Consider the following 14,038-nt stretch of genomic DNA (forward strand, 5'->3'; position numbering starts at 1 on the left):
GAGCGGGTGTGGGGGTTGAGTCCGGCCCGACGGCCGGCGACGGAGACGTCTTTGACAAGGGAAACCGGCCGTCAGGACACACACCCGAGGCACATCGGCCCAGTTGACGGCGGTGATGTCCCCCAGATTGGGCACGCCGGGCCAGTGCCGGGCCAGGATGTGCGCGGCGTCGGGGTTGATCTCGGCGTGCCAGGCCACGGTGCCGCCGAGCGCGCCCTGGACCCCGAGGTCCAGACCGCCGTAACCCGAGCAGAGCGAGCCGATCAACGGCATTCGCGCGGTGGTGGTCTCCATGTCACCGGCCACGTGCGAATCGGTCGGAGGAGGATGCCACCGCCGTGGTGACGCCGGGAGGCGGCGACCCCAGAGCGGGCGCGGTGGTCGCGGACCGGCTGGGGGCAGTCTGGAGCCGATCGGACGGGGAATAGATCATTGCCGATGCGGAGTGTAGGGAGTTGGACCCGTCGTGCAGGGCTGCGTCGTCAGTGGCGAGTGCTTCCTTTATCACCAGTGCGGCTGCCTCCCGGGCAGCGCTGGCGTCGGGCTGGTCGCGCAGACTCTCGGTCTGGTTCAGGAAGGCGAGTTGGTGGGCCACCACTCCCAGGGCGGAAGCCGCTTCGCCCGCGGGCTCGATGGCGGCGGCGAAGTTGATGATCACTCGAGCGGTGTGGGACGCCTGGCGCTGGTCGGCGGCACGGAAGAGGACCTCGCCGCCCAGATCGGTGAGCGGCTTTCCGAGTTCGGAGACCTGGCGTGCGACGGCGACGACATCAGGTGAGCGGTGGGGGCTTCGCGGCACCGGCAGCTTGCCGCGCTCGCGCTGGGCGTCGAAGGTAGAGGCCATGGCGCGCAGGGCCAAGGCGTCGGAGATGGCGGTCTTGTCCACGTGGCATTCCAGAGGTGAGGTGGGACGGTTGGTCTGGGGCTGTGGTGAGGGCGAGTCAGCCGTGGGTGCGCGAGGAGGATCGTGCTGCTGACGGCTTGACCGCAGCGCCTGGCCGTTCCGATGGCCGTGCGGCCGGTCGCGGAGTGCTGCGGGCGAGGGCGGCATGGACTCGCGCCGTCGGCGCTTCCTCGGTCGGCGGCGCGGGGGCTGGGGGCGTAGGCGAGGGATGGCCATTCGCTGCTTGCCAGCGAGTACGCACGTCATTGAGCGGGCCGAGCGCGTGCAGGGCATGGCTGATGAGTCGACCCGGGGCCAAGGACTCGTTCTCGGCCAGCGCGCGGATGGCACGGGCGGAGGCAGCGGCCGTGCGGGTAACGGAGGAGCGCATGACCTGTTCGCCGAGCCACTCGGCGCTGCCGGGGCCGACGCCGTCGCAGATGGCGGTGAGCCGTTCGCTGGTCAGCGTGCCGTCGGCGAGCAGACCGCGCCGCTGGGCTTCCCACAGCACTGTGATCCGGTCGATGGGCTCGCCGCGGTGGTGCAGTGCGCCCAGGCAGCGGTAGATCTGGCCGTGCGCGGGGCCGGTGAAGTCGCCCGGTCGCAGCCAGCCGACGACCTCGTCCATCGCCTTCGGCCGCTCGACCAGGACCGCCAGCAGGAACTGCTCGTCCTCGGGGACCTGATCCGCCCGTACCGGCGGCGGCGCGACGGGAGCAGTGGAGAGCGGCGGGGCCGGGGCGACCGGGCGCGGTTCGGACCCCCAGCGACGCGCGAGGTCCCCGAGCACCCCGGCCAGGACATCCGCATAGTGCAGCGCTCCCTCCACCTCGCCTTGGAGGGCGTCAGCGCGGGCTGCCTGGTGGAGACGGATCGCGTGCTCCGTCACGGTGCGGTGGATCGCTCCCTCCAGCACCATCCGGCCGTACACCGGGGCGTGCTCGGGGCGCGGACAGGCCGAAATCAGGATGTGGGCGTATGCCGCGGTCAGCCCCCGGACGTTGTTGCTGGCCTCGTCGACCGCGTCGGTCACCCAGGACAGCGGCACCGCTTCCTTGGCCGCCACAGCGGGGTGGCCCTCGGTCCGGAGCTTGCGCAAGGCGGCGAACAGCGCCTGGTGGACCGGCCGGTAGAAATGATCCGGCGCGAGCCAATCCAGGTGCGCGAGCTGACCGGGGTCGAGCAGCACCGAACCGAGCACCGCCTGCTCGGCACTCAGCAGCGGGTTCATCGCTGCCGCCCGCGGCGGGGAGCCGGCAGAACGTCCTGCTGCGAGCGGAGATCGGCGACGGCCTGGTCGGCGGCGGCCATCGCGGCGGCGAAGCGGTCCAGCTCGCCGGTGAACGTCGGATCGGTGGCGAGGATCGAGCCGGAACCGGTGACCAGCCACCACTGGCCGCCGCGCCGGACGACCGGTGACAGGGCGAGGCGTTCGGACCGCGCCAGAGGGCAGGATGGAGTGCGAGAGGACACGACCCCGGCGCCGAGCGAGAGCATCTTGAGTGTCGGGGTGCTCATGCCGACAGCCCGAAATCGTTGCGGCCCAGTGACTTGGCGATGGCCCGCTCCGTGATGGCCTTCGTCGCGCGGGCCGAGGCTGGACCGACCGCCTTGGCGGCGGGCTCCTTGTACCAGGGCCGTAGGTCGAGCATCGCCACCCGGATGCCGGTGGCGAGCAGCAGCGCCTTCCCTTTGGGGAGCGCGCGGATTGCGTCGGGGGGCAGGATCCGCTCGGTGCGCATGCTCACTGAGGTGGACTTGCCGCCGTCGCTGGTCGACACGGATGTGGTCTGCACGTCGTGGTCACCGACCTGCCTGCTGAGACGGTCGGCGAAGTCGGCGTCGTCGATGCCACTTCCGATGATCTTGATGGTGGCGGCGGACCAGAGGGCGTCCATGCCGGCCTCGCCCCAGCACCGCTGGCCCTGTCGGTAGGACTGCAGGATCGTCATCGGGATCACGCCCCGTGAGCCCAGGTGGCTGTACAGGTCCGGGAGATCGGAGATCTTGCACACGTTGGCGGCCTCGTCGAGGACGCACAGGGCAGGCGGGTCGAGCCGCCCGCCGGAGCGCTCGGCGACGACGACGGCCGCGCGCATCACCGCGTCGGCCGCTGCGGCGATGATCGCGGACGCCGAGCCGCCGCCGTCCTTGCTGAGCAGGTACAACGTGTCGCGGGAGGTGGCGAACACGGAGGGCTTGAACTCGGGAAGGTGCTTGTTGGGGGTGACCCAGGCGGCGACGTCCGGGTCGAGCAGGCAGCTCGCGTACTGCCGCGCGGTCTCGTAGATGCCGTCACGGGTTTCCGTGGCTCCGCTGACGGTGCCCTGGAGCTGGGCGGCGACCGCGTCGTGGCCGGCATCGGTGAGCAGGTCCACCGGCGTGCGGTCAGCGGGGGAGGCGAGCCAGGCCAGAACATCGGTGATCGGGCGCCGGTGGCTGGCGGCGGCCAGGAACAGCGCGCCCAGCGTGTTGCTCGCGGCGGTGGACCAGAAGTCGGAGCCGCTGGATTCGTCCACGCTGGCGGCCACGAAGTGCCCGGCCAGACGTTTCGCCCCGGCCAGGTCGCGGGCGTCGGCCAGGATGTCCCACCACATCTCGCGCGGGTGGTGGGCGATCTGCTGCGGGTCGAGCGTCCAGATCGTGCCGACCTTGGCGCGGGCGTCCACTGTCGCGGTGAAGGCGTCGTTCGCCGCCTTGTTCGAGGTCAGCAGCACCGGGCCGGGAGCGGCGAGGATCGCGGGGATCGCCAGCCCGGACGTCTTGCCGGAGCGGGGGGCCATGATCGCGACGATCACGTCCTCCCAGGAGGCGCGGACCTCGGCTCGGCCCGGGGAGTGCGTGCCGAGGAGGATCCCGCGGTCGGCGGGAGTGACCTCTTTCTGTTTGAGATCGGACAGGCTCGGCCGCAGGCTCTTGGCCTTTGCGGTGATCTCCTTGTCCATCAGTGGGGCGAGATCTTGCTTGCGGGCGAGGCCGTTCTTCGCGCCGCCGCGCAGCCGCAGCCACAGGACCAGGCCGGTGACGGTGAAGCAGGTGGAGAGCAGGCCTGGGACGAGTCGCGCGCCGACCAGCAGGGCAGTGGAGCTCAGGTGTGGCCACAGCGCGTCGGGGTGCAGCAGCGCGTCGGTGGCCTTGAACGGCGCCCAGGGGCCGGTGCCGACGAGAGCGTTGGTGAGGTTGCCGGTCAGCCAGGCGAGGGAGCCGAAGGCGATGGCGGCGCCGAGGACGCCGAACAGGAGGTAGAGAAGCGCGTCGGAGCCGGTGGTGGTCGAGGGCGGGCTGGTACGCGGGGCGGGCATGGCGGATCCAGGGAGGGAGAGCGGACAAGGCGGGGCGGGGCGCGCGGCGCTCTTCTGCTGGTCATCGGGGCAGCTCCTGCTCCGGGAAGGGGGCGGTGGTCGAGGTCATCGGGTGCGCGGCGACCGGGGCGGTGGGGCGCTGGCAGGTGGTTCGGACGTCGCGCCAGCGGAGGGCGCGGCCCGCTGGATGGCGGCGTGCGGGGAGAAGGCGCGGGCGGCTTGCTGCCGGTCCGCTTCCGGGTTCTGGACGGCGGACGGTTGGGTATCCGCGACCGCGTCGTCGCCGAGAACGTCGCTGAGCAGTTCCCTGGCCTGTAGGGCAGGTACCTGCGGCGGAGGTACGGCTGTACCGACTTCCTGCGACGGAGTTCCGAGTACCGGAGACGCCTTGGCCATGTCCGATGCGGGCGACGTGGCGAGAGCCGCGTTTCGGGCGTCGGGCGGAGCGGGGAACTGCGTCTGCGCCTCGGCGTTGTCCTGCCGCGAGTAGCCGACACGGTGCAATTCGCGTCCTGCTCCGATGAGTTCGGACTGCGCTGCGCTGACGAACTCCGCAGCGAAGCCGAACCGGTCGGCGAGCGCATACGCCTATTCGTCGAGGTCGGTGATCTGTTCGCCTGCCGTCTCCAGGGCTTCCCGGAGGCGTTCCAGGACGCCGTGCTCGGGATGAAGGAGGTGATCGACCGCCTGCGCAAGGCCGGCACCGTTCTCGGCGGCCCTGATCTGGTCGGTCAGCCGCAGGACTTCGGCTCCGGCGGTGTAGAGCCCGAGAGGGTTGGCCGGGGTGGTCAACCGGCTCGTGTCGAGGTCGGGGTCCAGGTCGACGCTGTACCGGGCGGCGCGGAGCATCTCGGCTGCGTGGGAGGCGATGGCGACGCGCTGAGCCTGCGGGGTGGTGGTCGCCAGGCGGTGGCGTCGGCCGTACCAGTCCTCGATCTGCTGGAAACCGGCGTGCTTGAGGAGCGTGGCGGACAGGTCGTCGCTGGCGCCCTTCGCCGAGACGCTGCCGCTGGGCTCTGTGCTGATGGTGACGTAGGGGGCAGGCACGTGGGTCTCCTGGGCGCGGGGTGTTGGGCGTGGGGCCGGGGGCAGGTGGCCGAGTTCGGTCGCGATGCGGTGGCACTCGGTCTGGAGGTGGAAGGCGTCGCGGTAGGCGTGGTGGACGCCGCCGTCCTCGCGGGCGAGGGTGGCCACGACGTGCACCAGGCGGGCCTGGTTGCGCACGGCGATCCACCGGCAGGCGTCCGGATCGCTCTCCGGGGCGATGCCGGTGGCCGCCACCACCCGGCGGGCCACCTCGGCCCACTGCGAGTCCGTCAGGTCGGGGTGCCGGGGATCGGAGCGGACCGAGCAGACCCACACCGGCCGCTCGGGCGCCCGGGCCGCGAGGCGCTCGACGGGTGCGTCCAGGGCGTGGGCCAGGTACGCCAGCGCGTCGGGCTGGGCAAGCATCTCGATCGGGGCACCGTGGCCGTCCCCCGCGATCAGGCGGGGGTTGGTGTGGTTGCCGCGCTCGCCCGGCCCGTACAGATACTCAAGCAGGCTGGCGGTGTGGCTGGCGCGCTGCAGGTGGGCGATCACGACGTCTACCTCGAAGGGGGTGGCGAACGGGGGCCCGGGTGGCCGGGCCGTCAGGGCGAGAGGATCCGCGGAATCCGCGATTTGGCCCGGCCGGAGATGGGTGATAGACGCCTGAGGTCACCGCGGCTCGTCGAGGCCCTGGTAGTAGGCGAAGTCCGCGCAGGCGAAGTGCGCGAAGTACGCGTCGTTGTGCAACCGGGCCCAGCGGCTGTCCTGGCGGATGACGGTGGCGACGATGTCGAGTCCGTCGCTCGTGTGACGCAGGGCCGCCCACAGGCAGGCCGCCGGGTCGTCGTCCGGCTCGATGCCGATGACGTCGAGGATCTCGTGCGTCAGCTCGAACCAGTCGTCGTCATGGAGTTCCTGGCCGGTGGTGTTGCGGCTCGCGCAGTGCCAGGTGCCTGTTCGCCCAGCCCGTCGGCCGCATCAGCCGCCTCACCACCGAGCACATCGCCGACCGTGGCGACACGCTCGCTCTCAAGCTCGGGCGAGTCCCCGTGGAGATTCCCGCGCCCCTGGACGACCTGATCCGCCAGCTCGCCGAGCGCCGCGACGGTCGCACGGCCACTGTCCCGATCGAGGAACCCAAGTGGCTGTTCCACAGCATCTGCCCTGCACAGCCGATCGACCCGCACACCCTCGGCCGGCGCCTGAAGGCGATTGGCGTCCCACCTCAACTCGCGCGCCACGCATCGCGGATGGACATCGCCTCGGAGCTGCCCCCCGTCGTCATCAGCCGACTGCTCGGATTCCACCAGAGCACCGGAGACAACTGGACCCGCGAAAGCCAGGGCTTCGACGCCGAGTACGCCGCAGAAGTCAGCCGCCGGTGAGCAGCCACCAGGCGCCAGCCGGCAATCCCCGGTACTTTCAGAGCATGTGCCCGTGGAACGTTGTCCCTCATGAGCGAGCCGACAGACTCCCTACGATGATGACGCTCTTTGAAACGGCCACCCAGTACTCGGGGTGACTCCACAGCTGCTCGATGGATCTCCTCACTCGTACGCCCCATGGCCCGCGGAGGCAGGGCGAACAGTCCAGGGTGGGTGAAGTCCAGCACGCAGCGCAGCCGAAGGCGGAGCGGGTCAGATACAAGGAGGTGGAGGAGTTCCGGGTGGCGTAGCGCGTTCTTTCGACTCTCTCACGATTCCCGAAGTGGCACACTGATGTGAGGAAGAGCACACGGGGGGCCGCCCAACTGCGGGCCCGATGAGAAAAGGCACGCGGTGGAGAGGCGGTTTGCCATGCGATCCCTGCTGGCGGTGGACGGCTCCGAGGGGCCCGACTCCCTTGCGGACCTCAGAGATTGGCTCAGCGACGAGTCACTGTTGCGTGGACGGGTGCACGTTCCGGCGTCCGCACCCGATGCGGGCGAACTGGGCGCCTGGAGCGACACCCTCATCGTGGCGGTCGGCACCGGTGGTGCACTGACGGCACTGGCCAAGGCGGTCGCGGTCTACGTGCGCCAGCCGCGCCGCAGCACAGTACGGGTCAAAGTGGTCGCCCCCGACGGAACACGTACGGAACTGACGGTCCAGCACGCGAAGAGTCTCGACGCGGTCGAGAACCTGCTGCGCACGGCGCTGCATCCGGACACGGATACGGGCAGGGAGGCTGTCTCCGGTGGAGCCGCCCCCGCTCTCGGTGAGGCGTCCGAAGCGGAGGGCTGAGCATGATGCGCCCACCCGACCCGGCTCGTTCACGCGCTGTTCTGGTCGGCACAGCGGAGTACACCGAGGATGCCCTGCTGCCCGGTGTCTCGGCCGTACGCAACAACGTCCGTGACCTTCAACGACTGCTTACCGATGGCCGGCCAGGAGCCTTCTCCACGGAATCCACTCGCACTGTTATCGATCCTGCCACGCCGAGGGATCTCGGACAGCCGCTGCTGGAGGCCGCCCGCCAGGCCGAGGACGTCTTTCTCGTCTACTACGCGGGGCACGGCCTGATCGGCCACGAGCGGCGCGAGTTGTATCTCGGGCTGTCCAAGTCCGTCAGCGAGGCACCGTCGTTCACGGCCTTCCCGTTCCAGGGAATCCGCGAGGCATTTCTGGCCACCCCGGCGCGCAACCGAGTGCTCATCCTCGACTGCTGTTTCTCCGGGCGTGCCATCACAGGTGGACTGTCCGGAACGTACGAGCCGCTCATCGACCAGATGGAGATCACGGGTACCTATACGCTGACGTCGGCAGCCGCCAATGAGCCCGCCCGGTTCCAGGACGGCGAACGGCACACCGCGTTCACGGGCGAACTGTTGCTCACCCTGCGAGACGGCATCCCCACTACGTCCTCGGCCGAGGTCACGCTGGGCGCATTGTTCCGGCACCTCAAGCGGGTGCTGCCGGCCAAGGGTCTGCCGGAGCCCCAGCAATGCGGAACGGACACCGCGGAGTTCCTGATCCTGACTCGGCCCCGCCCGCGTGCCAGACGCGGACCGGTCAGCGACGCCGACGTGGGCGGACCTCCCGGCACCCGGGAAGGGCTGCTGGCCCGCTGGGACCTCGGCCGCCGCCTTGGTGAGGAAGGCCAGACCGGCGAGGCCATGCGTCTGCTGAATGAAGTGGTGCCCGATCTCACCCGGACGCTGGGGCCGGACGATCCGGCCACCCTCGTCGGGCGGATCAACCTCGCCTACTGGACCGGGCGTGAGGGGGACACCGACGAGGCGCTCAGACTGTCCACCGCCGCAGTCAGTGCGAGCCGCCGGCGTTGTGCGACCGGCGGTGCCGCGAGTGTGAGGCGGCGCTTCGGAGCGCCTGAACATCCTCGCTGCCGAGACCCCCTGGCTCCCGCCTCCGAGTACTCGGACGGTTCAGCAGTCTGAGCCTTGGACGGGAAACGTTGTGGGGAGCGGATAAGGCCTCCTTGGGGCCGGTGGACATCCCCGAGTCGGGCCATGTGCGGCCGGACGCCTTTGGACGAGGTAACACGGGGTGCCATGACGGAACCGTCCGCACATCTCTGATCAGGTAAAATGGCATCATTGATCACGAGGCGGAACGAGCCATCAAGAACTCTCACGGTCTCGTAATGCACAGGTCCCCGGTTCGAATCCAGTCGCCCGCGACACCCGTGCGGGGGCTCGCAAGCGCTCGACAGGCCGCTCCGAACCAGGGACTTTTCAGGGACTTTCAGCTCTGGCCCGGGGACTTTCCAGGGATTTTCCGCTGAGTAAGCGGGAAAGGCCCTGACAGCTTCGAAAGACACAAAGCCCCAGGTCAGGGCCGATTTGGCGTCGGTCGTTGCCGCTCACCAGGCCGTGTCCCCGTGCAGTCCACATGAGCTGGGCGAGGAGGCTCGGATGAGGACCTCGCGGGCGCCGCGAGAGCTCCCCACGGCAGCGCCGCCACGGGTGCTGGTCCGGCTGAACTCGCCCTAGAACAGCGCCACTTGGCGGCGTCCCCGCACTCGCTAGTACGTATAGAACCCCGAGCCGGTCTTCCGGCCCAGCCGCCCCGCCTCGACCATGCGCTGGAGCAGCGGGGGGGCGGCGTACAGGGGCTCCTTGTACTCGGCGTACATGCTGTTGGCGATGGAGACGACCGTGTCCAGGCCGATCAGGTCGGACAGCTTCAGCGGGCCCATCGGGTGGGCGCAGCCCATCTCCATGCCGTTGTCGATGTCCTCGCGGCTGGCGATGCCCGACTCGAACATCCGGATCGCGGAGAGCAGATACGGCACGAGCAGCGCGTTGACGACGAAGCCGGAGCGGTCCTGGGCGCGGATGGAGTGCTTGCCGAGCACCTTCTCGGCGAAGACCTGGGCGCGGCTGAGGGTGCCCTCGGAGGTGGTGAGCGCCGGGACCAGCTCGACCAGCTGCTGCACCGGGGCCGGGTTGAAGAAGTGGATGCCGACGACGTGGTCGGGGCGGGAGGTGGCCACCGCCAGCTTCACCAGCGGGATCGAGGAGGTGTTGGAGGCGAGGATCGCGTCCGGGCGGGTCACCACCTGGTCCAGCACCTGGAAGATCTCCGTCTTGACCGGCTCGCTCTCCACCACGGCCTCGATCACCAGGTCGCGGTCAGCGAACTCGCCGAGGTCGGTGGTGAAGGTGAGCCGCGCCTGGGTGGCGTCGAGCTCCTCCTCGGTGATCTTGCCGCGCTCGGCGGCCTTGGTCAGGGAGTTGAACAGCCGGGTACGGCCGATCTCCAGGGCCTCGCCGGTGGTCTCGGCGACCTTCACGTCCAGTCCCGCGCGGGCGCACACCTCGGCGATGCCCGCGCCCATCTGGCCGCAGCCCACTACCCCGACACGCGTGATGTCTCCCGACGGGAAGCCTGTCACATCGACCCCTTCGCTGGTTCTCCGGCTCGCTGGCAGGACCTCCGGGTTCGGCGCCTGCTCCGATCGAGCACGTTACCGTCAAGTATCGATGATCGATCGGCGGGGTGGGGTGCATCCTGGGGTGCGGAACGGTCCGTGACGAAAGGGATCCGAGGCGTGAGGGACGTGCCGATGCCGCAGCTGCCCCGGAGAGCCTTCACACTCGCGCTGTCGACGCTGGTCGCGGCGCCGGGTACGGCGGTCGCGGCGGAGCGCCGGCCCCGCGCCGCCACCGAGATGCGGGGGGTGTGGCTCACGACCGTGTCCAACCGGGACTGGCCGTCCCGGCCCGGCCTTCCGGCCGCCGCGCAGCGCAGGGAGCTGATCGCCCACCTCGACACGGCGGCCCGCGACCGGCTCAACACGGTGATCTTCCAGGTGCGGCCCACCGCCGACGCCCTGTGGCCGTCCCCGTACGAGCCCTGGTCCGAGTACCTCACCGGCACGCAGGGCAGGAACCCCGGCTGGGACCCGCTGGGCACCGCGGTGCGGGAGGCCCACGCCCGGGGCCTGGAGCTGCACGCCTGGTTCAATCCGTACCGGATCGCGGGCCACACCGACCCGGGCCGGCTCGCCGCCTCGCATCCGGCCCGCAGACACCCGCACTGGGTGGTGCCGTACGGCGGCGGGCTCTACTACAACCCGGGCCTGCCCGAGGTCCGCGCCTTCGTCCGGCGGGCGATCCTGGACGCGGTCACCCGGTACCCCGTCGACGCCGTCCACTTCGACGACTACTTCTACCCGTACCCGGTCGCCGGGCAGACCTTCGACGACGACGATGCCTACGACCGCTACGGCGGCGGCGTGGGGCGGGCCGCCTGGCGGCGCGGCAACATCGACGCGCTGATCCGGGAGACGGCCGCCGCCGTCAAGCGGGTCCGGCCAGGCACCCGGTTCGGGATCAGCCCGTTCGGCGTGTGGCGCAACGCCTCGACCGATCCCCGCGGCTCGGACACGCGGGCGGGAGCGCAGGCGTACGACGACCTGTACGCCGACACCCGCGGCTGGGTGCGCCGCAACTGGATCGACTACATCGTCCCGCAGCTGTACTGGCACATCGGCGCGGCCGACACCGACTACGCCACGCTCGTCGACTGGTGGGCGGACGTCGCCCGGGGCAGCGGGACGCATCTCTACATCGGCGAGGCGCTGTACCGGGCCGGAGCGGCCGGACAGCCCACGGCCTGGCAGGATCCCGTCGAGCTGTCCCGGCACCTCACCGTCGCCGCCGGACACCCGCAGGTGCGCGGGCACGTGTTCTTCGCCGCCCGGGACGTGGCGGCCGACCGGATCGGCGCGATGTCACGCGTGATCACCGACCACTACGGGCGATCGGCGAAACCGCCGCGCTGATCCCTCTCTTCATGGTGCTTGACCTGGCAGTCGGGTCCGGGGGACATGATGGCCTCGTGTCCGTCCTGGAAGCGGACGCGGTAGGGCGGGTTGCCCTCGGAACCCAGGACTTCGACCACTTCCGAGACCTGGTCGTGTTGGCCGACCACCCTGCCGTGCTGGACAAGACGGTCGCCCTTGGATGCACGCATCTGCAGGTCCTCCTCATGATCACGACCGCTGGGTCACGGCGATGCACACGAGCACGGCGACGGCGGTCACGGGAGCGGCCGCCGTGAAGTGCTCACCCAGCAGCAGCGCCGACCACACCAGTGTGAGCAGCGGCTGAGCCAACTGCAACTGGCTGGCCCGCGGGACGCCGATGGCCGCCATGCCCCGGTACCACACGACCAGTCCGAGGAACTGCGAGCCCAGCGCCACCCACAGCAGGCCGGTGATGCCGTGCCCGGTGAGGTGGACGGGCTCGTACGTCAGCGCCACCGCGGCGGCCGGCACGCTCAGCGGCAGGCACAGCACCAGCGCCCAGCCGATCACCTGCCAGCCCGGCATCACCCGGGCCAGCCGGCCGCCCTCGGTGTAGCCGGCCGCGCACACCAGCAGGGCCGCGAACAGACAGCCGTCGGCGAGTGAGAGGGCGCCGCCGCTCTGCGCGACGGTGAACGCGACCACGGCCGCGGCCCCCGCCAGCGCCGCCAGCCAGAACCGGCGCGACGGGCTGCTGCCGGTGCGCAGCGCGGAGAACACCGCGGTGGTCAGCGGCAGCAGCCCCACCACGACGGCGGCATGCGCGGTGGTGGAGGTCCGCAGGGCGAGCGTGGTCAGCATCGGGAACCCGAACACGACACCGCCGGCGACCACGGCGAGACCCGGCAGATGCCGCCGCTCGGGCTGCGGAACCCGCAGAACCAGAAGACAGCCGCCCGCGACGAGCGCGGCGAGCACACTGCGCACGGCCACCAGCGACCAGGGGCCGAAACCCTCGAGTCCCCACGCGGTGGCCGGAAAGGTCAGGGAGAAGGAGGCGACGCCCAGGGCGGCGAGGCCGGTGCCGAGGCCGCGCCGCTCGCGAGGAGCGGTGACCGCTATCGGGCTGGAAGCAGTAGCGCTACTCTGTGTTCTCATGGACCAGCGTAGCAGTGTGGGCGAACTGGCAGAACAACTTCGAAGGGATCTGGACCGCTACTCCCCGGGCGGAAAGCTCCCGTCGAGCCGGACGCTGGTCGAGCGGTTCCGGGTCAGCCCGGTGACCGTCTCGCGCGCGCTCGCCCAGCTCGCCGCCGAGGGACTCGTGGTCACCCGGCCCGGAGCCGGTGCCTTCCGGGCCCGGCCGCGCACGGCCGAGACGCCGGCCGGGGACACCTCCTGGCAGGAGGTCGCGCTGAGCGCCGCCGGCGCCACCGAACTCGTACCGCGGACGGTGGACGCGTCCGGGGTCACCGTCTCGCTGGCCGCGCCGCCGCCCGGCGTGCTGGAGTTCAACGGCGGCTATCTGCATCCCTCCCTCCAGCCCGAGCGCGCCATGGCCGCGGCCCTCGCCCGGGCCGGGCGGCGGCCCGGCGCCTGGGGGAGGCCACCGCTGGAAGGACTGCCGGAGCTGCGGGAGTGGTTCGCGCGCGACATCGGCGGAGGCGTCGCGGCCGCCGAGGTGCTGATCGCGGCCGGCGGCCAGTCCGCGCTGGCCACCGCCCTGCGCGCCCTCGCCCCGCCCGGCGCCCCGGTCCTCGTGGAATCCCCCACCTACCCGGGCATGCTGGCCATCGCCCGCGCGGCGGGCCTCCGGCCCGTCCCGGTGCCCGTCGACCCCGACGGGGTACGCCCCGACCTGCTCGCCGACGCCTTCCGGGCCAGCGGCGCCCGGGTGTTCGTCTGCCAGCCCCTGTTCCAGAACCCGACCGGCGCCGTGCTGGCCCCGGACCGGCGTGCCGAAGTGCTGCGCATCGCCCGCGAGGCCAAGGCCTTCGTCGTCGAGGACGACTTCGTACGGCGCCTGGTGCACGCCGACGCCGGCCCGCTGGCCCGCCCGCTCGCGGCCGACGACCCCGACGGCGTGGTGGTGCACGTCGGCTCGCTGACCAAGGCGACCTCACCCAGCTTCCGGGTGAGCGCCCTGGCCGCGCGCGGCCCGGTGCTGGAGCGGCTGCGCGCCATCCAGGTCGTGGACAGCTTCTTCGTGCCCCGACCACTGCAGGAGGCGGCGCTGGAGCTGGTCGGCTCCCCGGCGTGGCCCCGCCACCTGCGGGCGCTGGCCCAGGAACTGCGGGCCCGCCGTGACGCCGCGACGGCCGCGCTCGCCGGGCGCCTGCCCGAACTCGCCCTGCCGCACATCCCGTCCGGCGGCTATCACCTCTGGCTGCGCCTGCCCGACGGCACCGACGAGACCGCTCTCTCCGCGGCCGCCCTGCGCGCCGGCGTGGCCCTCACCCCCGGCCGCCCCTACTTCAGCGCCGAACCGCCCGCCGCGCACCTGCGGTTGAGCTTCGCGGCCGTCGCCGGGACCGGGGAGATCACGGAGGGGATACGGCGGCTGCGGGCGGCCTGTGACGAGGTGCTCTAGGTGTATTGCCCTGAGAGGTTGGGGACGCGACTGGCGGGTGGC

Annotated in this window: 13 protein-coding genes and 1 pseudogene; 5 read left to right on the forward strand and 9 right to left on the reverse strand. The window is 71.2% G+C overall.

What is annotated here, in order from left to right; all coding sequences use genetic code 11:
• Positions 1-111: 111 nt before the first annotated feature.
• The 6 genes and pseudogenes from AC5WRT_RS16625 to AC5WRT_RS16650 all read right to left on the reverse strand — a co-directional run.
• A pseudogene (locus tag AC5WRT_RS16625) lies at positions 112-294 on the reverse strand (hypothetical protein); the annotation flags it as partial.
• Between the two features lies 1 nt (position 295).
• Positions 296-886: a hypothetical protein gene (locus AC5WRT_RS16630; protein ID WP_496097281.1), complete on the reverse strand. Its 591-nt coding sequence runs from the start codon at positions 884-886 to the stop codon at positions 296-298.
• Positions 887-941: 55 nt separating this feature from the next.
• Entirely contained in the window at positions 942-2,114 is a 1,173-nt protein-coding gene (locus tag AC5WRT_RS16635) for a DnaB-like helicase N-terminal domain-containing protein (protein ID WP_496097280.1), read from the reverse strand.
• Complete coding sequence (locus AC5WRT_RS16640) at positions 2,111-2,401, reverse strand: hypothetical protein (protein ID WP_496097279.1); 291 nt, start codon at positions 2,399-2,401, stop codon at positions 2,111-2,113. Before AC5WRT_RS16640 ends, AC5WRT_RS16635 begins: the two co-directional genes overlap by 4 nt.
• Positions 2,398-4,185, reverse strand: a complete 1,788-nt coding sequence (locus AC5WRT_RS16645; RefSeq protein ID WP_496097278.1) for a type IV secretory system conjugative DNA transfer family protein — start codon at positions 4,183-4,185, stop codon at positions 2,398-2,400. The genes AC5WRT_RS16640 and AC5WRT_RS16645 overlap by 4 nt, the downstream gene beginning before the upstream one ends.
• Before the next feature lie 588 nt (positions 4,186-4,773).
• Complete coding sequence (locus AC5WRT_RS16650) at positions 4,774-5,766, reverse strand: hypothetical protein (RefSeq protein ID WP_496097277.1); 993 nt, start codon at positions 5,764-5,766, stop codon at positions 4,774-4,776.
• A gap of 497 nt (positions 5,767-6,263) precedes the next feature.
• Between AC5WRT_RS16650 and AC5WRT_RS16655 the strand changes: the two genes are divergently transcribed.
• From AC5WRT_RS16655 to AC5WRT_RS16665, 3 genes are all read left to right on the forward strand, one after another.
• The gene (locus tag AC5WRT_RS16655) at positions 6,264-6,599 is read left to right on the forward strand and encodes a hypothetical protein (protein ID WP_496097276.1); all 336 of its coding nucleotides are present in this window, start codon (positions 6,264-6,266) and stop codon (positions 6,597-6,599) included.
• A gap of 411 nt (positions 6,600-7,010) precedes the next feature.
• Positions 7,011-7,436 (forward strand): effector-associated constant component EACC1, encoded by a 426-nt coding sequence (locus AC5WRT_RS16660; protein WP_496097275.1) that lies wholly within the window; start codon positions 7,011-7,013, stop codon positions 7,434-7,436.
• A 2-nt stretch (positions 7,437-7,438) separates the two neighbouring features.
• The gene (locus tag AC5WRT_RS16665) at positions 7,439-8,590 is read left to right on the forward strand and encodes a caspase family protein (RefSeq protein ID WP_496097274.1); all 1,152 of its coding nucleotides are present in this window, start codon (positions 7,439-7,441) and stop codon (positions 8,588-8,590) included.
• A 587-nt stretch (positions 8,591-9,177) separates the two neighbouring features.
• Here AC5WRT_RS16665 and AC5WRT_RS16670 read toward each other — a convergent pair.
• On the reverse strand, positions 9,178-10,050 hold the full coding sequence (locus tag AC5WRT_RS16670) for a 3-hydroxybutyryl-CoA dehydrogenase (protein ID WP_496097574.1): 873 nt from the start codon (positions 10,048-10,050) through the stop codon (positions 9,178-9,180).
• 171 nt (positions 10,051-10,221) lie between these two features.
• Between AC5WRT_RS16670 and AC5WRT_RS16675 the strand changes: the two genes are divergently transcribed.
• On the forward strand, positions 10,222-11,442 hold the full coding sequence (locus AC5WRT_RS16675) for a glycoside hydrolase family 10-like protein (RefSeq protein WP_496097573.1): 1,221 nt from the start codon (positions 10,222-10,224) through the stop codon (positions 11,440-11,442).
• Here the strand turns inward: AC5WRT_RS16675 and AC5WRT_RS16680 are convergent.
• The gene (locus tag AC5WRT_RS16680) at positions 11,412-11,633 is read right to left on the reverse strand and encodes a DUF1918 domain-containing protein (protein WP_496097572.1); all 222 of its coding nucleotides are present in this window, start codon (positions 11,631-11,633) and stop codon (positions 11,412-11,414) included. The genes AC5WRT_RS16675 and AC5WRT_RS16680 overlap by 31 nt on opposite strands.
• A gap of 19 nt (positions 11,634-11,652) precedes the next feature.
• The gene (locus AC5WRT_RS16685) at positions 11,653-12,564 is read right to left on the reverse strand and encodes a DMT family transporter (protein ID WP_496097571.1); all 912 of its coding nucleotides are present in this window, start codon (positions 12,562-12,564) and stop codon (positions 11,653-11,655) included.
• Between AC5WRT_RS16685 and AC5WRT_RS16690 the strand changes: the two genes are divergently transcribed.
• The gene (locus AC5WRT_RS16690; RefSeq protein ID WP_496097570.1) at positions 12,563-13,996 is read left to right on the forward strand and encodes an aminotransferase-like domain-containing protein; all 1,434 of its coding nucleotides are present in this window, start codon (positions 12,563-12,565) and stop codon (positions 13,994-13,996) included. The genes AC5WRT_RS16685 and AC5WRT_RS16690 overlap by 2 nt on opposite strands.
• Positions 13,997-14,038 lie beyond the last annotated feature (42 nt).

It is taken from the genome of Streptomyces sp. NTD91 (assembly GCF_059510455.1).

What these genes read in the sequence shown, in the direction of transcription:
- AC5WRT_RS16635 (WP_496097280.1), bottom strand. Translation starts at nt 2,114, where the DNA reads ATGAACCCGCTGCTGAGTGCCGAGCAGGCGGTGCTCGGTTCGGTGCTG.
- AC5WRT_RS16665 (WP_496097274.1), top strand. Translation starts at nt 7,439, where the DNA reads ATGATGCGCCCACCCGACCCGGCTCGTTCACGCGCTGTTCTGGTCGGC.
- AC5WRT_RS16690 (WP_496097570.1), top strand. Translation starts at nt 12,563, where the DNA reads ATGGACCAGCGTAGCAGTGTGGGCGAACTGGCAGAACAACTTCGAAGG.
- AC5WRT_RS16680 (WP_496097572.1), bottom strand. Translation starts at nt 11,633, where the DNA reads ATGCGTGCATCCAAGGGCGACCGTCTTGTCCAGCACGGCAGGGTGGTC.
- AC5WRT_RS16640 (WP_496097279.1), bottom strand. Translation starts at nt 2,401, where the DNA reads ATGAGCACCCCGACACTCAAGATGCTCTCGCTCGGCGCCGGGGTCGTG.
- AC5WRT_RS16675 (WP_496097573.1), top strand. Translation starts at nt 10,222, where the DNA reads ATGCCGCAGCTGCCCCGGAGAGCCTTCACACTCGCGCTGTCGACGCTG.
- AC5WRT_RS16685 (WP_496097571.1), bottom strand. Translation starts at nt 12,564, where the DNA reads ATGAGAACACAGAGTAGCGCTACTGCTTCCAGCCCGATAGCGGTCACC.
- AC5WRT_RS16660 (WP_496097275.1), top strand. Translation starts at nt 7,011, where the DNA reads ATGCGATCCCTGCTGGCGGTGGACGGCTCCGAGGGGCCCGACTCCCTT.
- AC5WRT_RS16645 (WP_496097278.1), bottom strand. Translation starts at nt 4,185, where the DNA reads ATGCCCGCCCCGCGTACCAGCCCGCCCTCGACCACCACCGGCTCCGAC.